This is a genomic window from Rahnella sp. Larv3_ips (assembly GCF_003697865.1).
Classification (GTDB): Bacteria; Pseudomonadota; Gammaproteobacteria; order Enterobacterales; family Enterobacteriaceae; genus Rahnella; species Rahnella rivi.
Genome location: NZ_MJIB01000021.1, coordinates 1,175,045 through 1,197,031 on the forward strand (window position 1 = coordinate 1,175,045; position 21,987 = coordinate 1,197,031).

Annotated in this window: 6 protein-coding genes; 4 read left to right on the top strand and 2 right to left on the bottom strand. The window is 59.9% G+C overall.

Annotation, left to right across the window (positions count from 1 at the left end; genetic code table 11):
* Positions 1-84: 84 nt before the first annotated feature.
* The 4 genes from ED901_RS24965 to ED901_RS24980 all read left to right on the top strand — a co-directional run bounded on the left by ED901_RS24965 (position 85) and on the right by ED901_RS24980 (position 18,935).
* The gene (locus ED901_RS24965) at positions 85-13,992 is read left to right on the top strand and encodes an Ig-like domain-containing protein (protein ID WP_122097564.1); all 13,908 of its coding nucleotides are present in this window, start codon (positions 85-87) and stop codon (positions 13,990-13,992) included.
* Between the two features lie 151 nt (positions 13,993-14,143).
* Entirely contained in the window at positions 14,144-15,520 is a 1,377-nt protein-coding gene (locus tag ED901_RS24970; RefSeq protein ID WP_122097565.1) for a TolC family outer membrane protein, read from the top strand.
* Positions 15,521-15,570: 50 nt separating this feature from the next.
* Complete coding sequence (locus ED901_RS24975; protein ID WP_122097566.1) at positions 15,571-17,748, top strand: type I secretion system permease/ATPase; 2,178 nt, start codon at positions 15,571-15,573, stop codon at positions 17,746-17,748.
* Positions 17,749-17,765: 17 nt separating this feature from the next.
* Positions 17,766-18,935 carry an HlyD family efflux transporter periplasmic adaptor subunit gene (locus tag ED901_RS24980; RefSeq protein ID WP_122097567.1) on the top strand — a complete coding sequence of 390 codons (1,170 nt, stop codon included), beginning with the start codon at positions 17,766-17,768 and terminating at the stop codon, positions 18,933-18,935.
* A gap of 194 nt (positions 18,936-19,129) precedes the next feature.
* Here the strand turns inward: ED901_RS24980 and ED901_RS24985 are convergent, their stop codons facing one another.
* Both ED901_RS24985 and ED901_RS24990 read right to left on the bottom strand, forming a co-directional pair.
* Positions 19,130-20,125 (bottom strand): ABC transporter permease, encoded by a 996-nt coding sequence (locus ED901_RS24985; protein ID WP_056782371.1) that lies wholly within the window; start codon positions 20,123-20,125, stop codon positions 19,130-19,132.
* An 11-nt stretch (positions 20,126-20,136) separates the two neighbouring features.
* Entirely contained in the window at positions 20,137-21,618 is a 1,482-nt protein-coding gene (locus ED901_RS24990) for a sugar ABC transporter ATP-binding protein (protein ID WP_122097568.1), read from the bottom strand.
* Positions 21,619-21,987 lie beyond the last annotated feature (369 nt).

The window sequence follows — 21,987 nt, forward strand, 5'->3', positions numbered from 1 at the left end:
TGTTCGCCAATCGCTCTTCCCTGTGACGGGAGGGGCGGTTCGTGGCGGATATGAGCAACAACTGGATGCAGACAGGGGTACAACATGGCTCAGAACGGTAGCGTTGTTATTGATGTTCTTTCTCGTACAAATGGTGCGGTGATCTCCCAGGTTTCAAACGCCAGCCAGGACGTAACCCTCAATCAAATCAGCATAGTACGCGTGCATGCGACGCGTGACGCGGTCGCAAGCTACGAGCGCGTCGGGAACGATCTTGTCATCCACATGAAAGATGGGCGCACGGTCCGTTATCACAGCTTCTTCGATACCGATGGCAAGGGGCATCACAGCGAGCTGGTTTTCGATGATGGCGTGCATCCTATCGAACACGCGGCCTTTGTCGATACCGGCGCGACCGCAGGCGCTGTCCCGATCGTCCCTGCCTATGAAACCATTCCTGACGTCGGTGCCCTGGTCCTCGACTCTTCCAACTTTGACCCCGCTGTTTTAGGCGCCATTCTGGGCGTGGTTGCGCTCGGTGCCGGTATCGCGATTGCCGCAGGTGGTGGCGGTGGCGGCGGCGGGGGTAGCAGCAGCAATAACGGCGGCAGCGACGGCGGCGGTAATACCGGCGGTGGAAACACGGGCGGCGGCAGTACTGGCGGTGGAAACACAGGCGGCGGCAATACCGGCGGTGGAAACACAGGCGGTGGAAACACCGGTGGCGGCGATACCGGGGGTGGAAACAACGGCGGCGGTAACACCGGTCAGGCTGCCACATTGTCGCTGAGCGCCTTTGCGGGCGATAACATCCTCAATGCGACGGAAGCGCGCATCGCGCAGATTTTCTCCGGTACTACAGGCAACGTGGCCGCAGGCCAGACGATTACCCTCACCATCAATGGCAAATCCTACACCAGCACTGTCGGCGCTGACGGCAAATGGGACATCAACCTGCCGTCGGTCGATCTGCAAAATCTGGCGGATGGCACCTATGTGATTTCGGTGACCGTCACCGGCACGGATGGCAATTCCGTTACTCAGGGCGTCACCGTGGTGGTCGACAGAACGCCGCCGGTGGTATCGCTTGACCCGATTGCCAATGACAACATTCTGGATGCCGTGGAGCATCAGCAACCGCTGACGGTCACCGGTACCGCTTCAGTGTCTGAAGCCGGGCGCACGCTGGTCGTCACCCTTAATGGCGTCGATTACAACGCCATTGTGGGCGCGGACGGCAGCTGGTCGGTGACCATCCCGGCCAATGCCGTGTCTGCTCTGGCCAATGGCGACTACACGCTGACCGCTTCCCTGACGGATGCCGCAGGCAACCAGACCATCACCCCGGCTGAATTCTCGGTAAACGACAACGCCGGTATATTGACCGTTAACCCAATTTCGGGCGACGGACAGCTGAATGCGACGGAAGCACAGAGTGCGCTGGTGATCACCGGCACCACCTCCAATGTGCCTGCCGGTACGCAAATTACCGTGACGCTGGGTGGTGAGGAATATCGCACCACCACCACAGCGGATGGCGGATGGAGCCTGAGTATTTCTCCTGCCCAGTTGCAGGGGCTGACCGACGGTTTAACCACGGTGACCGTCAGCCTGGTTGATGCTCAGGGCAACACCATCAGTCAGACCCCGGATCTGACTGTGGCGATCCACGGCGTTCCGCCAACATTGGATCCAGCTTTTGGCGGTGACAACACGCTTAATGGCGCAGAATCTGCCACCAGCCAGACACTCACCGGGAATACCGGTCTGACAGGCGAGGGCCAGACCGTCACGGTGACGATTGGCGGCCAGCAAATTACCGGTACCGTCGCGTCTGACGGCACCTTCACGGTCACGGTTCCGCCATCCCTGCTCGGCACCCTGCCGCAGGGCAGCAATAATATCGTGGTCACCGTGACCGATCCGGCGGGTAACAACAACACCCTCACCACGCCGGTGAGCGTGGATACCGTCGCGCCAACCCTGACGGTCAATCCGCTGGAAGGCGACGGTTACATCAGCGTGGCGGAAGCCGCATCGCAAATGACCCTGACCGGTACGGCGTCGGTATCCGAAGCCGGTCGTCCGGTGGTCGTCACCATTAACGGCGTTGATTATACGGGCGCCATTGTTCAGCCGGATGGCAGCTGGAGCGTAAACATTCCGGCGGGTTCGCTGAGCAATCTTAATCAGGATGTCGTGGTCACCGCGACACTGACGGATGCGGCGGGGAACGCCATCACCAATACCAGCACCCTTCACGTCGCTTCTGATCCGACCCTCCCGCCGCTCATCACGGTGAATACCTTCGCGTCGGATAATATTGTCGATGGTGCTGAGCGCCAGACCGCGCAAACGTTGAGTGGTACCACCACGCGCGTTGAAGCCGGACAAATTGTCACCATCACCCTGAACGGCCACACCTATACGGCGACCGTGGGTGCCAGCGGCAACTGGAGCGTGATTGTTCCGGCGGCAGATATGATTGTGCTGGGTGACGGTCCGCAAACCATCACCGCGACTGTCTCTGATAAAGCCGGTAACGAAGCCGCGCCGGGCACTGACACCTTTAACGTGGATGCCTCGCAGAACGGTATCGCCATCGATCCGGTGACCGGCGATAACGTCATCAACGTCACTGAAACCAATGACGGTATTTTGATCACCGGGACCACGCTTGGCGTCGCGCCGTTTGCGCTGGTGACGGTGACTTTCGGTTCGCTGGTCCGCCTTGCGCTGGTTCAGCCAGACGGCAAATGGTCACTGGCGCTGTCATCCGCTGATTTGCAATCACTGGGTGCTGACCCTGCTGGCCTGCCACTTTCTGCCAGCGTGCAGGCGCTGGATGGCTCCACGCTGAATAACAGCATCTCTGTTGGCCTGGATAATCAGGCTCCTGTGCCCACCCTTAACACGCCGTTTGGTGACGGTTATCTGAATATTACCGAAGCGGCAACGGCTGAAACGCTGAGCGGCACCACCGGCAAAACCGGTGACGGGCAGACCGTCACCGTCACCCTTGGCGGGCATACCTATAACGCCACGGTGGATGGCGCCGGCGTTTGGTCGGTCAGCCTGCCGTCTGCTGATTTGCAGGCATTACCGGCAGGCAATAATGCGATTGTGGTGAATGTGACTGACAGCGCGGGCAACACCGCGACACTCAGCGGTTCCGCCATTGTCGATTTCACCGCGCCAACCCTGACCCTCAATCCGGTTTCCGGCGACGGTTACATCAACAGCGCCGAAGCGGCGGCTGATATTAACGTAACCGGCACCGCATCGATTTCTGAAGCCGGTAACACCGTGACCGTGACGATTAACGGCCAGCCTTACACCGGCATCGTGGCGGTAAACGGGCAGTGGACGGTGACCATTCCGGCAGGCGCTCTGGCAGGCGTGACGGACGGACAATATCCGGTGACCGTACAGCTTTCTGACGCAGCCGGTAACAGCACCACCATTACCTCCAATGTTCAGCTGGCAGCCGATCCGGCCTTAGCGCCGACCATCACCCTGAACGCCTTTGCTGGCGACAATATTCTTGATGGTGCAGAGCAGCAAACGGCTCAGACCCTCAGCGGGACGACGACGCATGTTGAAGCCGGGCAGGTCGTCAATATCACCCTGAACAACGTGGTGTACAACGCGACCGTGCAGGCCGATGGCAACTGGAGCGTCAGCATTCCGTCTTCAGCGCTGGGCGCACTGACTAACGGCACATTACAAATTGATGTCGCGGTGCTGGATAAGGCCGGAAATCAGGCCACCGGCAGCGAATCGTTCACCGTGGATAACACGCTAAGCGGTCTGTCTGTGAATCCGGTCACCGGCGATAACCAGCTGAATGCTCAGGAAGCGGCAGCGGGCGTCACCATCAGCGGGACCTCCGTCAATGTGCCGGTCAACGGCATCGTGACGATTATCCTCAACGGCAAAACGTATACCGCGACGGTCGGCGTGGGCGGCGGCTGGAGCGCGCAGGTTTCTGCGGCTGATCTCGCTACCCTGAGCGACGGTCAACACACCATTACTGTCAGTGCCACCGATGCCGTCGGGCAACCGGTCACCGGCAGCGATGTGCTGAATGTCATCATTCACAATCTGCCAAACGCCACACTCGACACGCCATTTGGCGACAGCATTCTCAATGGCGCCGAAGCGGGCGTCAGCCAGACACTGACCGGGAATACCGGCGTTTCCGGCAGCGGCCAGACCGTTGTGGTGACCTTTGGCGGGCAGGATTACGCCGCCGTTGTCGCCGCCGACGGTTCATTCTCGGTGTCTGTGCCGTCATCTGCACTCACTGCCGTCGGACAAGGCCCGACCGCCGTGCAGGTTGCGGTCACGGATGCGGCAGGCAACACCAGCAACATTTCTGTGCCGGTATCGGTCGATACCATTGCGCCCGTTGTCACCATCACCACCCCGGTTGCAGGCGACGGCACCATCAATGCGGCCGAAGCCGGGGCGATTATTCCGGTCAGCGGTACGGCGGGCGCGGGTGAGACGGGTGATACCGTCACCATCGAGCTTGGCGGGCATACCTACAGCGGTACCGTGGGCGCAGGCGGTGCATGGACCGTTAACATTCCGGCTGATGCACTGGCGAATGTGGCGAACGGAACGTACACCCTGACCGCCACCGTCACTGATGCCGCAGGCAACGCAGGCACCGCGACCGCACCGGTCACCGTAAAAGCGGATCCGGCTTTACTGCCGACGCTGACTGTCTCGGTGTTTGCAGGCGACAACACGCTTGATGGCGCGGAGCAGCAGACAGCGCAAATCCTCAGCGGTACCACCACGAATGTGGATGCGGGACAAACCGTTCTCATCACTATCGGCACACTTCAGTACACCGCGACCGTGCAGGCCAGCGGCGCATGGAGCGTTTCTGTTCCGGCGGTTGATTTGCAGACACTCGGCGACGGTCCGGCGACGATCAACGCCACGGTGACGGATGTGGCCGGAAACCCGGCGCAGGGCAGCGATGCGTTTACCGTCAACTCAACGCTCGGCGGTATTTCCATTGATACCATCGCCGGTGACAACAATATCAACGTGACGGAAGCCGCGGCGGGTGTGAACATCAGCGGTTCGACGTCCAATGTGCCGCAGGGCACGATCGTCACGGTCAGTCTGGGTGGGAAAACCTACACCACCACGACCGACGCGCAGGGCAACTGGACCGTGCCGATCCCGGCGAATGACCTTACCAGTCTGGCCGATGGCACCAGCCATGTGATTGCGACCACGGTGTCTACCGATCTGGGTACCGTGACCACGCAGCAGGATATTGGTATTTACACCCAACCGCCGGTACCTACCCTCAACCCGCCATTCGGCGATGGTCAGTTAGGCACTGATGAAGCGGCTGCCGCACAGACCCTGACCGGTTCTACCGGGCTGACCGGCGACGGCCAGACGGTGACCGTGATCATTGACGGCAACACCCTGACCGGTACCGTTGCGACAGACGGCACCTGGACTGTCACCGTTCCGGCAGGCACTTTAACGGGCGTAACGGAAGGCCCGACGCCGGTGGTGGTTAACGTCACCGACGCCGCAGGTAACCAGGGCTCCATTACCGGTTCTGTGAATGTCGATTTCACACCGCCTCCGCTGACGCTTAATCCGATCGCGACGGACAACGTGATCAACGCCGCCGAAGCGGGCGCGCCGATCACCCTGAGCGGAAACACGGATGCAGCGGAAGCCGGGCAGACCGTAACCCTGACCTTCAACGGACAGACTTATACTGCAGAAGTACAGCCGGACGGGAGCTGGAGCACCACCATTCCGGCCAATACGCTGGATGGTGCGGCTGACGGCAGCTATCCGCTGACGGTTCAACTGACCGATGCCGCGGGCAACACCACCACGCTGCCGCCGGTCAATATTGAGCTCGCGACGCAGAACGTTCCGGTGCCGACCATCGAAACGCCGTTTGGCAATACCTTCCTCAATCAGCTGGAAGCGGGCGCCGAACAGACCCTCACCGGTACCACCGGCGTGACGGGCGCAGGTCAGACCGTCGTCGTGAATATCGGCGGTGTGGATCATGCGGCGACTGTCGATGCGACCGGGATCTGGACCGTAAACATCAGTGCGGCTGATTTGCAGGCGATAACGGAAGGCCCGCAAAACATCGTGGTGACAGCCACCGACAGCGCAGGTAATGAGGGCACAGTTAACAGTGCAATCACCGTGGACTACACGCCGCCGGTGCTGAACTTCGATCCGGTGGCGATCGACAACATCATTAATGCTGCCGAAACCTTGCAGCCGGTGGTGATCAGCGGCACATCTGACATCCCGGATGCCGGACAAACCGTTTCCGTGGTGCTCAATTTCAACAATGTGACTTACACCGCCGTCGTCCAGCCGGACGGCACCTGGAGCTTCACGCTGCCAAGTTCGGTGGTGCAGGCGCTGGCCGACACCACGTACACGCTGTCAGCCTCTATCACCGATGCGGCCGGTAACATCACCACAGGCAATCACAGCTTCAGCGTCGATGCGGCGGCGGCTGATTTGCCAACGCTGACCATCACGTCAGTGTCGGGCGATGATTACATTAACGCGGCAGAAAAAGGCGCGGATATTCCGATCACCGGAACATCCACGAATCTTGAAGAAGGGCAGACGGTGGTCGTGACCTTTAACGGTAATGACTACAACGCCCTCGTGGGTGCGGATGGCACCTGGACGGCTACCGTTCCGTTTGCGGATCTGGCTACCTTGTCTGACGGACCGTTGACCGTGACGGCGACAAGTACCGATGTGAGCGGCAACCCGGCGTCTGCCACTCACAACGCCACGGTGATCGCTCAGCCGGGCGACCTGCCGACGCTGACCATCAACGCGATTTCCGGCGATGACTACATCAATATCGTTGAGCACAATCAGGGGATGACCGTCAGCGGTACCTCCACCCACGTGCCTGTGGGCGGCACGGTCACCGTGGTTATCACCGGCGAAGCCTATACGGCGACGTTTACTGCCACCGTGCAGGCCAATGGCACCTGGAGCTTCCCGATGACGGCGGCTGAGGTTCAGGCGATGCCGGCGGGTAATAACACCTTTACTGCCACCGCGAATGACGTGGCGCAAAACGTCGCCACGGCAACGCATGATGTGGCGGTTGATACCGTCGCACCGCTCCTGACCGTGACGGTGGATACCGGCGGTGATGACATCATCAATCTGGCAGAAGCGGCGCTGGGTATTCCGGTCAGCGGAACCACGGATCCAAACCTGACCGTGACCGTTACGCTTAACGGCAAAGACTACACCACCACCGCAGACGGCACGGGTGTCTGGAATCTGACCATTCCGGGCGTGGATGTGCAGGCCATCACCACCGATGGCACGAAAACCATCGATGTCAGCGTGACCGATGCGGCCGGGAACAACCTCACCACGTCGGCTGATTTCACGCTCTCCTCGCACGCGTTACCAACGCTGACGATTGGCGTGATTGCCGGTGACGGGATCCTGAATATCAGTGAAGCAGCCGACGGTTTCACCCTGAGCGGAAGCAGCTCAGGTCTGGTGCCGGGAACGGCTGTGCTGGTGACGGTGCCGGGGCTGGTCGATCCGATTTCCGGTACGGTGAACCCTGACGGACTCGGCTGGACGGCGATCGTGGCGCCGGGGCTGCTCAACGGGCTGACCACCGGTATCGTACAGGTGACCGTGACGGCACAGGATGTTGCCGGTAACCCGGCGTCTTCCAGCGCCAGTCTGGATATCGAACTGTCTCCGCTGCCGTTACCGACCATCAATACGCCGTTTGTGGATGGCGTTCTTAACGCCGCCGAAGCGGCAGGTAATCAGCTGATCACCGGTTCAACCGGCATTACCGGTGCGGGTCAGACCGTTCTGGTCACTGTCGATGGCACGCCGGTGCTGGCCACCGTCGCCAATGACGGCACCTGGACGGCGACCGTGCCTTCCGGCGTGCTTCAGGGGCTGACGGATGACACGCACACCATCAGCGTGACCGCCACCGACAGCGCGGGGAATACCAGTGCGTCCGGTACCCTTGATTTCACGTCGGTGACGCAGGTTCTGCCAGTGGCTGGCATTAACGTGCCATTCGGTGATGGCATTCTGAATCTGGACGAAGCGACCGCGGGCGGCAGCATTACCGGTACGACCGGTATCACCTCGCCGGGTCAAACCGTCACTGTGGTCATTAACGGTAACGCAGTGCCGGTGGTGGTGGATTCTGCTGCCGGAACCTGGACGGTTACCCTGACGCCAGCGCAGTTGCTGGGCTTGCAGGACGGCACCTGGCCGGTGGTGGTGACCGTGACCGACAGTGCGGGTAACGCCTCTGTGCTGCCGGCTTCGGTGGATGTGCGGATCAATAACATTCCGCAACCGACGATTGATCTGCCATTCGGTGACGGCACGCTGAACATTGCCGAATCTGCGGATGTTAACGGCCAGACGCTCACCGGATCCACCGGCGTAACGGGCGCAGGACAAACCGTCAGCGTGGCGATCGCGGGCATGACCGACAGTCCGTTTACGGCAATCGTGGATCCGGTTACCGGAAACTGGACCCTGAACCTCACGCCAGTTCAGCTGGCAACGCTTGGGCTGGCGACCGCGCAGCATGATATTACCGTCACGGCGACCGATTCTGTTGGTAACCATAACGAAGCCACCATCAGCTTTACGTCGCATCTGTCCGGGCCGGTACCTGTTATCAATGAGCCTTTCCTTGACGGTAGCCTGAATATCGCCGAAGCCGCGGGTGTGAATGTCATCACCGGTAACACCGGCATCACCGGCGACAACCAGAACGTTAAATTAACCATCGATGTCGGCGGCACCACCTATACCGCCACCGTCGATCCGACCACAGGTGACTGGACGGTAAGTCTGCCTGCGGGCGTCCTGAATTCTCTGGGCAGTGGCGCGCATGATATTAACGTGACGGTGACCGATGCCGCAGGCAACAGTACGCCAGCGACGCTGCCATTCACCAGCTACCTCACCGTACCGGATGTCACTATCAACACGCCGTTTGGCGATGGTTATCTGAGTGCCGCCGAAGCCGCCGCGGCTGCCACCACGCCAATTGTCCTTAGCGGGACGACGGGAGTGACGGGCACCGGGCAAAGCGTGGTCGTTCTTGTCGGGGGGATCCCTATTCCGGGCGCGACGGTGGATGCGAACGGTAACTGGTCGGTTTCTCTGAACTCAGGTGAAATCGCCGATCTGCCGCAGGGCGCACAGCAAATCTCGGTCACGGTGACGGACGGTGGCGGTAATACCGGTTCAGCCTCGGCTGACGTCGGGATTGCCGTGACCCAGTTGCCAGCCGTGGCAGTCACGTCATTCGCCGGTGCCGGTTTCGATCTGACCTACGCTGAAAGTCAGAATCCGCAAACCATCACCGGTTCGACAGTGAATGTGCAGGCCGGACAGCAGGTAACGGTTTCAGTCGGCGGCATCAGCCATCAGGCAACCGTACAGGGCGATGGCACCTGGAGTGCCACCTTTACACCTGCTGAACTGGCAACGCTGGACAGCGCAGACACGATCACCGCAACGGTGAATGATCTGGCAGGTAACACAGCAAATCTGCTGGCGCCTCAGGCTATTACTGTTGATCTGACACCGCCAGTGACCCCAACGCTGACCATCGATCCGGTGACCGGTGATAATATTCTCAACGTAGCGGATGGCAGCCCGACGACTATTACGGTGTCTGGTAAGGTGCTCAATGTCCTGGATAACACTTTGGTCACCGTTACCGTCGGGGGAGATCCGCATATTGCAACTGTGACCGGCGGTGTCTGGTCAGTTGCAGTACCCGCCAGTGACTTTGCCGATGGCGGAACCACGGTTATTACCGCGACTACCTTAATTCCACCGACCAGTGCGACAAGCAACGTGCTGGTAGATCTCACCGCGCCAGTGCTGACGATCAGCGCCTTTGCCGTCAATGACACACTTAACGCGACCGAATCGAAATCGGCTCAAACCATTTCAGGTACGGTGGTTGACAACAACAATAACGACGTGGGCAGTGTGGTGACTGTCTCGCTCAACGGTAAAAACTACACGGCAGTCGTGCAGGCTGGCGGCGCCTGGTCAGTTAGCGTACCGGCAGCCGATTTGCAGGCCTTGCCACAAACGGCTAACGGCGGAGTTAACGTCATTACCGCAACGCTGACAGATGCAGCGGGGAATACGGGTAGTGCAACACCGCATCCGATCACCGTCGATACCACCGCGCCGTTGCTGGCGCTGGATGTGGTGGCCGGGAATAACGTCATTAATCTGGCGGAATCGCTGCTCAACGTACTGGTGGGCGGCACGTCCAGCGGGGCAGACGGTCAGACGGTGAACGTCACACTGGGCGGCGCCTCCATCGGTACGGCCGTTATTCAGCCGGGCGGGGCATGGTCGCTCAACCTGACGCCAGCGCAGTTGCTGCTGCTTAACGACGGCACCCTGACACTGGCGGCGACGGTAACGGATCAGGCGGGTAACACCACCAGCGTCAGTACCGGTCTGGATATTTTCTTCAACAAACTGCTCGCGCTCAACGTCACCAGCGGTCTGGGGCTGACGGATGGCTTCCTCAATCTGGCGGAATCGCAGGTGGCGCAAACCATCAGCGGGACGGCGATTGGTGCGGGCGTGGGGTCTGTGGTGTCCACTGTTATCAACGGCACGCCGCTGTCGGCCATTGTCGGGGCGAACGGTGTGTGGTCACTGAACATTCCGGCGGCATTGCTCGGTGCGCTGGGTGACGGTCAGCAGGTGCTGAACCTCAACCTCACCGATGCCGCAGGCAACGTGACCGCGTCCGTGCTGAATCTGGACGTGATTAAAACGCTGCCGGTGCTGGGCACGCTGGATCCTCTGTTTGGTGGCAACGGTCTGCTGAATGCCGCGGAATCGCTGCTGGCGCAAACCATCGGCGGCGTCGCGACGGCGGTTGACGGTACTCAGGTGACCGTGACGCTTGGCGGCAAAACCTACAACACTACCGTGACGGCGGGGACCTGGAATATTCAGATCCAGCCGGGCGATCTGGCGGCATTGCTGGATGGCAATCTGAGTCTGGGCATTACCCTGAAAGACCCGGCAGGCAACACGTCGACCACCACTATTCCGGTGGGGATTGCCATCCACAATCTGCCGGAGGTGGTGCTCAATACCGTGTTTGGCGACGGCGTGCTGAATATCGCCGATCTGCTGGTCAATCAGACCATCAGCGGTACCGTCTCGAATGTGGCGGCGGGTACGGCCATCGCGGTGCAGGTCGGTACACAAACCATTAATGGCGTAGTGGATGCAACGGGGCATTTCCTGGTCACCGTTCCGCCGTCCGTGCTCGGCTTGCTCAGTGGCACGACCGCGGCAGTCAGCGTCACCGTGGCGGATGCCGCGGGTAACGTCGGTTCGGCAGTGGCCAATGCGGTGCTGGATCTGGTGAAACCGGTCATTAACCTCACCTCGGTACTGGGCGATGGCTTGCTGAACGCAGCGGATGCGCTGACCACGCAGGTGATTGGCGGGACAGTCAGCGGCGTGACTGCGGGCACGCAGGTTCAGGTCACGCTGGGCGGGAAAACCTTCCTCGGCGCGACCGACGGTACCGGCGCATTCAGCATCACCCTGCAACCGGGCGACCTGACAGCGCTGGGCGACGGCACCTTCCCTGTGGTGGTTTCTGTCACTGACAGCGGCGGTAATACCAGCACCAGCAGCAGTACGCTCACTTCCATCATCAACGCCGTACCGAAAATTGTGCTGGATCCTGTTTTCGGTGCAGATGGCATCCTCAACGCGGCGGAAGCCCTGCTGACGCAAACCATCAGCGGTACGGTCACTAACGGGCATGTTGGCGAAACGGTCAACATCAACGTCGGCGGCGGCCTGATTAACCTGACGGCCACCGTGGGCAGTGACGGTAAGTTCTCTGCTGCACTGACACCGCTTCAGCTGGCCGGATTGCTGGACGGCAATCTGACCATCGTCACCACCGTGACCGATGAAGTGGGCAACACGGCGTCGAATACCCTGGGGCTGAATGTCGGTATCCACAATCTGCCCTCGATTATTCTTAATCCGGTCTTTGGCGATGGCGTGCTGAACGTGGTTGACCTGCTGACCGGCCAGACCATCAGCGGTATCGCGACCAACGTTGCGCAGGGTACGCAGGTGCAGATTTCACTGAATGGCAAAAACTACCTTGCCAATGTGGGCGTCGGCGGCGTGTTCAGCGTGACGGTGCCGGTGACCGATCTGGGCGCCATTCTCAATGGTTCACAGTCGGTCATCGCCAGCCTGGTGGATGGCTCCGGTAATACGGCGTCGGTCACCAATCTGCTCAACGTGGTATCGCAGTCGCTGCCGACCATTACGCTTAACCCGCTGTTTGGCGATGGCCTGCTGAACGCGGCGGATGCGCTGCTGACGCAAACCATCAGCGGTACCACCACCAACGCGCAGGGCTCAACCGTGACCCTGAACGTCGGCGGCAATACCCTGACGGCGCTGGTAAAAGCAGATGGCACCTTCAGCGTCGCGGTTCCGCAACTGACGCTGGCGAGCCTGCTCGACGGGACGCTGAATGTCGGTGCTTCCATCACTAACGCCGCCGGTCATTCCACCAGCGGAAGCGCATCGGCAACGGTCGGCATTCACACTCTGCCAACGCTGTCACTCGGCTCACTGTTCGGCGGCGACGGCTATCTGAACGCCGCGGAAGCGGGCGCAAACACCAACATTACCGGGACCTCCAACCTGCTCAACGGCACGGTGTCGGTCAGTATTGGTGGCGTGACGCACACCGGCACCATCACTAACGGCGCGTGGAGTGTGCCGTTTACCTCGGCAGAGCTGAAAGGGCTGGCAGATGGCTCGACGCAGGTTTCTGTGTCGGTGGCAGACACCGTGGGCAACACCGCCATCATCTCTAACCCGCTGAGCGTGCTGACACACGCACTGCCGCTGGTGGCGCTCAATCCATTACTCGGGCTGACGCTCGGTGTGGTGGGCGGCATTCTCGGTGGTCAGGGTCTGACCCTGAGCGGCACCAGCCGCAACATCGCGCAAGGGGGTCTGGTCAGCGTCACGCTGCTGGGCAATACGCTGGCAGGGACCGTGCAGGGGGACGGTTCGTGGACCGTTAAGTTCAGCAGTGCCTTGCTGAGCAGTTACGGGCTGACCGGGTTGCTCGCCGCGTTGCTCGGGGCGGTGATTGATCTGAAAGCGGTCGATGCGGCCGGTAACGGATTCGATGCGCACGTCGGGCTGACGGTCGGTTCTACATTACCGGCTGAACCTGTAACGCTGATGGCAACGTCGCAGGCAGTGGACGATACCCATACGCTGGCGGCGGTTCACACCACCGATACCAGCACCACCACGGATACCTCAGAGACGCACGCCACCAGCACGCTGACCGCTCCGCTGGCAACGACGGACACCAGCGCCTCAACGACGACCACGCATGATACCGCCACGGCCGACACCACCGCGCACGCGGACACGGCGTTCTCCATTGGCGGCGTGACCATCGACCTGACGGCAACTGACGGCGTGGCCATCGGCGGCGCGGGCAACGACACCATCTCGGTTCACACGCTGGACTTCGGTCTGATCGACGGCGGAACCGGTATCGATACCTTGCTGCTGGCAGGCACCAATCAGCATCTGGATCTGACGCTGCTCGGGCTGAAAGTCGAGCATATCGACATCTTCGATCTGGGTAATTCCGGCACCAACAGCATCTCGCTGAATCTGCATGAAGCGCTGAATGTGAAAGACAATCCGTCCGATGAAGTGGTGATTAAAGGCGGTGAGGGCAGTCTGGTGAATCTGCAAATAGGCACAGATGGCGCATGGAGTGAAACCGGGCAACGCACGGTGGATGGCCTGACGTTCGACGTTTACCACAACGCATCAATGGATGCCTCGAACACCCTGGGGGACGTTCTGGTGCAACACGGTCTGCACGTACAACAGAGTTAATGTCTGTCCGCCGCCCCCGGCAAAGGGGGCGGCGGGGGTGGGGTTTTACTGGCGACTGCGGTGCCATGAATTCCCCACCCCAACCCTCTCCTTCAGCGGGCAGGGAGCTGTACCCAAAATTATAAATCGGCGTAATTAAGTGGTGTCGGTAATGAAGAAAAAAACAGTGACACGGCGTATCGCCGTCATGTTGGGCACCTTGTGTCTGACGGGTTTAACAGGGAATTACGGGGTCATCGCGGCAGACAAACAGCCGGAATTTAACTGGAAAGCGGCGCCCACCGAGGAGATGCGCGCCAGCATGACATTACGGGATGCTATCTTGCGGGCGTTTGCGCGAAACCCGCAGATTTCAGAAGCATCGGCGCAAATCCGCGTGGGGAAAGGCAATCTGGATGAGGCGAAAAGCGCCTGGTATCCGCAGATTTCATTACAGGGCACGGCAGGAAAGTCGCATCAGACTGACTCGGCGGGCAGCCTGAGCAACAACGCGTCAGCCGGTGTGCAACTCAGCCAGCTGCTCTACGATTTTGGCCGCACCGGCGGCAGCATCAGTCAGCAGGAACATCTGTCTGACGCCTACCGTTATTCCCTTTACAGCACGATGACCGACGTGGCGCTGAGCACCATGCAGGCCTATCTCTCGGTGAAACGTTATCAGGCGCTCAGCGTCGCGGCCCGTGACAACATCGCCTCTCTTGAGCGCGTGCGGGACACCGCCAGACTGCGCGCCGATGCCGGGCTGAGCTCGCAGTCTGACGTTTTGCAGGCCGAAACCCGCATTGCGGGCATGCGGGCCACCGTCGAACAATACCGCGCCCAGCAACGTTCCGCGCAGGCACAGCTGACGGTGCTCACCGGCGTGGTTGCCGATAACTTACCGGACCTCCCTCAAAGCCTGCTCGATCAGAAAGTCACACTCGACAAAATCCCCTACGAAAACAGCACGCTGGTGCGCGCGGCGCAGGCCAAACAGCAGGCGGCGATCGAAGAAGTCAATCAGACCGAGGCGCAGCACTGGCCGACGCTGAAAGTTCAGGCAGGGCGCACGCGCTACGAAAACACCGGCGGCGGCGGATCTTACTGGGACGATCAGGTGCAGCTGGCGGTGGATGCGCCGGTGTATCAGGGCGGCGCGGTCAGCGCCAAAGTGCAGGCGGCGGAAGGCCAGCGGCAGGCGGCGCAGGCTGAAGTGGAAAAAGCCAAGCTGGACATCAACCAGAAAGCCTCAACGGCCTATGCCGATATGATCGGCGGGCAGCAGCGCAACGTGGCGGGCGAGGAGCAGTTTGCCAGCGCGACGCACACCCGCAGCGTGTATCAGGACGAATACAAACTCAGCAAACGCAGCCTGAACGATTTACTCAGCGTCGAACAGGACGTGTTTCAGGCGGACACGTCGCGCATTGGCGCGCTCTACGACGGCTGGGACGCCACCGTGCGCTACGCCGCCGCTGTGGACAATCTGGTCGATATGCTGGGCATCGATCGTCAGAAACAAACAGGTGACACCATTCCGACCCTCTGACATCCGGGGCCGTCGGGAGTTAGCCAGAAGCATTCGATACCGAGGTTGAAATGAGCAATGAAGCAGCAACACCTTTGTCGATCGACGTCTGGATAAGCGCCATGGGGCGCGTGGCCGAATCATTCGGTAAGCCAGCCGATCCGCTTTATCTTCGCCAGCAAATGCGCTGGTTCGAACATCAGCCACTGCGCCGCCAGCTCGACCGCCTCAGCGGCCTGATGGGGTTGCAGGTGGGCATGGTCAGCTGGAATCAGGTGCGCTGGCGCCAGGAAGTGCTGCCCGCCGTGGTGACGCTGGCGCAGGGCGGTATCGCGGTACTGGAAAATCTGCATGACGACGGCACGGTCGATTACTGGCTGAGCGACGGCGGGGATTTACTGCGTTCGGCGGAACTGGCGACGATGCTGGAACAAAGCAGCGGCCCGGTATTTTTAGTCGGCGTGGCACCGCGTGGCCGCGACCAGCGCATCGACCAGTTTGTTCAGCCGCACAAAAAACACTGGTTCTGGGCCAACTTCCGTGGCTCGGGGCGCAAAATCGCCGAAATCTCGCTGGCTTCTATTCTCGGCAACGTGCTGGCGCTGGCCGGGATTTTGTTCTCCATGCAGGTCTACGACCGCGTGATCCCGGCGCAATCTTACCCGACGCTGTGGGTACTGTTTTTCGGCGTGGTGCTGGCGGCGGGGCTGGAATATGTCATCCGCCTGATGCGTACGCTGGTGTCCGATTTAATGGGCAAGAAGGTCGATTTAAAAGTTTCCTCGCTGTTCTTTGTGCGGGCGATGAACATCAAAAACGATGACCGGCCTAAATCCACCGGTTCCTTTATCTCTCAGCTGCGCGAAATCGATCAGGTACGCGAACTGCTGACCTCCACCACCATCAGCGCGGCGGCAGACATGCCCTTCGTGCTGCTGTTCCTCGGCATTATGTTTTTCATCGGCGGCCCGCTGGTGATCATCCCGCTGCTGGCGATCCCGCTGATTGTCATTCCCGGCATTCTGATCCAGTGGCCGATGGCGAAACTGGCGAAAGAAGGCATGCGCGAAAGTGCGCTGCGCAACGCGGTGCTGGTGGAAACCATCGAAGGCATCGAAGACATCAAAGCCTTGCAGGCCGAAGCCTATTTTCAGCGTCAGTGGGAACAGACCCATGAAGTGAGCGCGGCGGTCGGCATGAAGCAACGGGTGTGGGGCGCGCGCCTGACCGGCTGGGCTTCCACCGTGCAGCAACTGACTTACGGCGGCATGCTGGTGTTCGGCGTGTATCTGGTGCTCAGCGGCGATATCACGACCGGTACGCTGGTGGCGAGCAGCATGTTGTCCTCGCGCACCATCGCACCGCTGATGCAGCTGACCATGGTGTTCTCCCGCTGGCAGCACGCCAAAAGCGCCATGCACGGGCTGGATGAACTGCTGAAAAAACCGGTGGATCGCCCGGCGGATGCCGAGCTGTCGCACTGCCCGACGCTCAGTGGTCACTTCAACGTGCGCAATCTGCAATACACCTACGACAAAGAAAATGCGCCAAACGTGCTCGGCATCGGCCAGCTGGAGATCAAACCGGGCGAGCGGGTGGCGATCCTCGGCAAAGTCGGCGCGGGGAAATCCACGCTGCTGAAGCTGCTCTCCGGCCAGGCCAGCCCGTCGCAGGGCAAAATCCTCATCGACGGCGTAGACATGACCAAAGTCGAACCGGCAGATATCCGCCGTCAGCTCGGCTATTTGTCGCAGGACTCGCGGCTGTTCTTCGGCACGCTGCGCCAGAACCTGATGCTGGGGTATCCGCATGCCACCGACCAGGAGATGTTGCAGGCGCTGCGCATCAGCGGTGCCTTGTCGATGGTGCAGGCCGACGCCTCCAGCCTCGATAAAATCATTAATGAAGGCGGGCGCGGGCTGTCCGGCGGCCAGCGGCAAATGGTGATGCTGAGCCGGATGATCCTGCGCAATCCGCAGGTGGTGCTGATGGATGAACCGACCGCCTCCATGGATGAACAGCTGGAAGAGTACGTGATCCGCCAGCTGCACACCTGGCTGGTGGGAAGGACGCTCATCGTGGTTACGCACCGTCCGGCGCTGCTCAAGCTGGTGGACAGAATCGTGGTGATGGACAACGGGCGCGTGGTGGCCGACGGGCCGCGCGATAAAATTCTGGCGACCGCCGCCGGCAATACCCCCGCACCTGCCGTTGCGGCAGCCACCGATAACCGACAAGGCGCAGCCTGAGCTGCTGAGGATCCCGCATGGCACATTTAACATTGCATGATGAACTGGAAGCCGAAGGTCGCAAAGTCTCGTGGATTATCTGGGTGTCGCTTGCCAGCCTGCTGATTTTTTTCGTCTGGGCGCGCTTTGCGGTGCTGGATGAAGTGACGGTCGGCACCGGCAAAGTGACGCCGTCGAGCAAGGCGCAGCAAATTGATTCGCTCGACGGCGGGGTGATTTTAAAGCTGATGGTGCAGGAAGGATCGGTGGTGAACCGCGGGCAGTTGCTGGCGCGGCTCGACCCGACCCGTTCGCAGTCAAACTTTGGCGAGGCGGCCTCCCGCGTGCGGACACTGCGCGCCTCGTCTGAACGCCTGAGCGCAGAACTGACCGGCGCGCCGCTGAAATTCAGCCCGGAAACCATGAAATCACCGGAGCTGGTGGCCCGTGAGCGGCAGCTGTATTTATCTCGCAAACAGAACCGCGATGAGACGGTCAGTAACCTTCAGCAGTCGCTGAAACTGGTGAACGACGAAATCAATATGACCCAGCCGCTGGTTTCCAAAGGCGCGGCGGGGCAGGTGGAAGTGATCCGCCTCAAGCGTCAGGCCAGCGAACTGCGCGGGAAAATCGACGATGCGACGAATCAGTACGCGGTGCGTGCCCGTGAAGAGCAGGTGAAAAACAACGCCGATCTCGACGCCGAAACGCAGGTGATGGCCGGTAAAGAAGATCAGGTCACCCGCTCCGAGCTGTATTCGCCGGTGCACGGCATCGTCAAAGATATTCAGGTGTCCACCGTGGGCGGCGTGTTACAGCCTGGCGGCAAACTGATGGAAATCGTACCGATTGAAGATCAGTTGCTTATCGAAACCCGCATCAACCCGCGTGACATCGCCTACATCCGCCCCGGTTTACCGGCAACGGTAAAAATTTCCGCCTACGATTCGTCGATTTATGGCGATCTGGAGGGCAAAGTCGAAGGCGTTTCGCCGGACACCTTGCAGGATGAAGTGAAGCGCGATCAGTATTATTACCGCGTCTATGTCCGCACCGACAAAGCCTTCCTGACCAACAAAGCAGGCCGCCAGTTCCCGATCGTGCCGGGGATGGTGGCGAACGTGGACATCAAAACCGGCCAGAAAAGCGTGCTGGATTATCTGATTAAACCGTTGAATAAGGTGAAAGAATCATTGAGGGAGAGGTAGGGAGCAGGGCGCGGGCGTCGGCCACACCGACCGGAGGGAGAATAAACCTTCTCCCTCCGGTCGCCCGCGTTTTTTAACACAGGTGATCCGCGCGGCCAGAGGCTTTTAAAGCGTAACCTCATCTTTTCAGATATGAATAAACTGCCATTGGCCGCGCTTGATCAATTCAAGGTGTGGAGCACGTTCAAAAAAGCTTAACGCTTCTGTATATACGTCAGCGCCAGCGCCACGGCGAGGACCAGACCTTTGATGATATCCATCGCGTAATACGGCACCGACAGCATCACCAGCCCGTTCGACAGCACGCCTAAAATCACCGCGCCCAGCAAGGTGCCCAGTGCATTCGGCTTGCCGGAACCGGCCAGCGAGAAACCGATGTAGGCGGCGGCGACGGCGTCCATCAGGTAGCCGCCCCCGGCGTTGACCTGTGAAGAGCCGATACGTGATGCCAGCAGGATCCCGCCAGCGCCCGCCAGCACGGAGGAAATCACATAAGCGATGACGCGGTAGCGCGCGGTGCGGATCCCCGCCAGACGCGCGGCCAGCGGGTTGCCGCCGATGGCGTACATGCGGCGGCCATGTTTGGTCAGCGACATAAACAGTTGTACCGCCACCGTCACCACTGCCATCACGATCACAATCACCGGTACCTGGCCGAGCAGGCTGAACACTGCCGGTACCGTGCCTTCGGCCATGTCGCCGCTGGGCAGGACCATGTTTTCGGTGATTGAACCGCCGTAGCTGTAGGTCATCGCAGCACCCTGGATCACAAACAGGCTGGCGAGGGTGGCGAGCATGTCAGGGATTTTGAGGATGACGATCAGGAAGGCGTTGAACAGGCCGACCAGCGTACACAGCGCCAGCGTGATCAGAATGGCTTCGGTGGTGCCGAAACCGTGCCAGACGAACATTGAGATCACCAGCGCGTTGGCGAGGGAGGCGGTTGAACCGACCGACAAATCGAAACCGCCGACTGCCAGAGAAATCGACACGCCGATCGCAATCACCGTCACGATGGCGATGGAGCGCAGAATATTAATGATGTTGGACGGTTCGAGGAAGTTGTCCGAGGCGATGCCAAAACCGGCGATCAGCAAAACCACGGTCAGCAACATGCCCCATTTATATAAAAATTCAAACAACTGATGACGCCACGGCTGGCGGGCGTCGGGCAGGTTTTCTTTACTCACCACGGCTTTGTTCACGCGGGTGTTCCTCCGGTTGAATAGGTTAATAAGGTTTCTTCGTCGACGTTGGCGGCATCGAGTTCGGCCACAATGCGGCCGTCCCACAACACCAGAATGCGGTCGCATAAACCGACCAGTTCGGCGAACTCACCGGAAGCATAAATGATGCCTTTTCCCTGTTGCGCCAGGCCGTCGATCAGCCTGAACACGTCCGTTTTGGCCTTGATGTCTACGCCTTTGGTCGGTTCGTCGAAGATCAACACCTGACTCTCACTGCGCAGCCATTTCCCGATCGCCACCTTTTGCTGGTTGCCACCGGAAAGCCGTGCCAGCTTTTGCATTGGCCCGGAAGCGCGAATGCCCAAGCGGCTGATAATGTCTTTTGCCCACGACAACGCATGTTGCCGGTTGAAAATACTCCAGCGTGAAAAGGTGTCGTCGGCGGTGACACTCAGGTTCATCGGAATATCTTCATCAATGAAAATGCCTTCCTTGCGCCGTTCTTCCGGCACCAGCGCCAGCCCCTGTTCCACGGAAAGATGCGGTTCTTTCGGTTTCCAGGGTTTGCCGTTCAGCTCACCGCTTTCCACCTGACTCGGCGTCGCGCCAAACAGCGCCTTGCACAGTTCGGTTTTACCGGCACCGGCCAGCCCGGCTATCCCGAGAATTTCGCCACGATGCAGGCGCAGCGAGATATCCCGCAGTTTGTCTTTATCGTGCATGCCGTGGATATGCAGCAGCGTTTCACCGCTGTGCGGCGGGCGGCGCGGCGGATAAATATCGTCGAGCTGATGGCCGATCATTTTCTCAATAATGTGCTCATTGCTCAGGCCGTCCATGCTGTCATCACTGACCAGACGCCCGTCGCGCAGCACCGTCATGCGGTCACAGATATCGCGCAGTTCATGGATGCGGTGGGAAATAAACACAATCGCCATACCGGCGGCTTTCAGCTTACGCACCAGCGCAAACAGCCGCGCGCTTTCCGCCTGATCGAGCGGGGCGGTGGGTTCATCAAGGATCAGGAAGCGGCATTTATGCGATAACGCCCGCGCCAGCAAAATCAGCTGTTTCTCTGCCAGCGTGCAGCTTTCGATACGCGCACGCAGGCTGATGTTCAGCCCGAGCTGCTCAGTCAGCAACTGCGCCTGACGGTAAAGCTGCGGCCAGTTGTGCAGATGGCCCGGTTCGGAAAGGCGGTCGAGCATGATGTTTTCCGCGACATTCAGCGTCGGCACCAGCGCGACGTCCACTTCCTGTTGTACCAGATGAATGCCGTGCTCGCGGGCGTGATGCGGCAGGCGCAGGTTAACGGCTTCACCGTCAATGCTGATCTGCCCGGAATAATGGTCGTGCGTACCGGAAAGCACGGCCATCAGTGTCGATTTACCCGCTCCGTTTGCGCCGACTAACGCATGGACGGATCCGCCTTCCAGCGTGAAATCGACCTGGCGCAGGGCGGGGAAACCCGCAAATGAAATCGAGATATTACGCATCTCGAGAATAGAGGATCTCACGCTAGGGGTGCCTTTTCAGATGTCCGGGAGGATGCTTAGACGTTTAGCCGTCCAGATGCTTTTTTGATTGCAAATTTTTAACATATCGCGGGGATTAAGCAAGGGATTAAATGGGATAAGTAAGAGAGAAAAGTTCTAAACGGTTAGGATTGTGGGGTGGTGCCCATTTCGGCCTTAAGGTCAAAACCTTGGGCTCGCCGCCCAAACGGGCCTTAAGGTCAAGACCGTGGGTTGCCACCCATTTCGGCCTTAAGGTCAAGACCGTGGGTTGCCACCCACACCGGCCTTAAGGGGGGCTTATCGCCGCCCCCCTTAAGAATCCCAGGCTCTTTTCACTGCGCGCTGCCG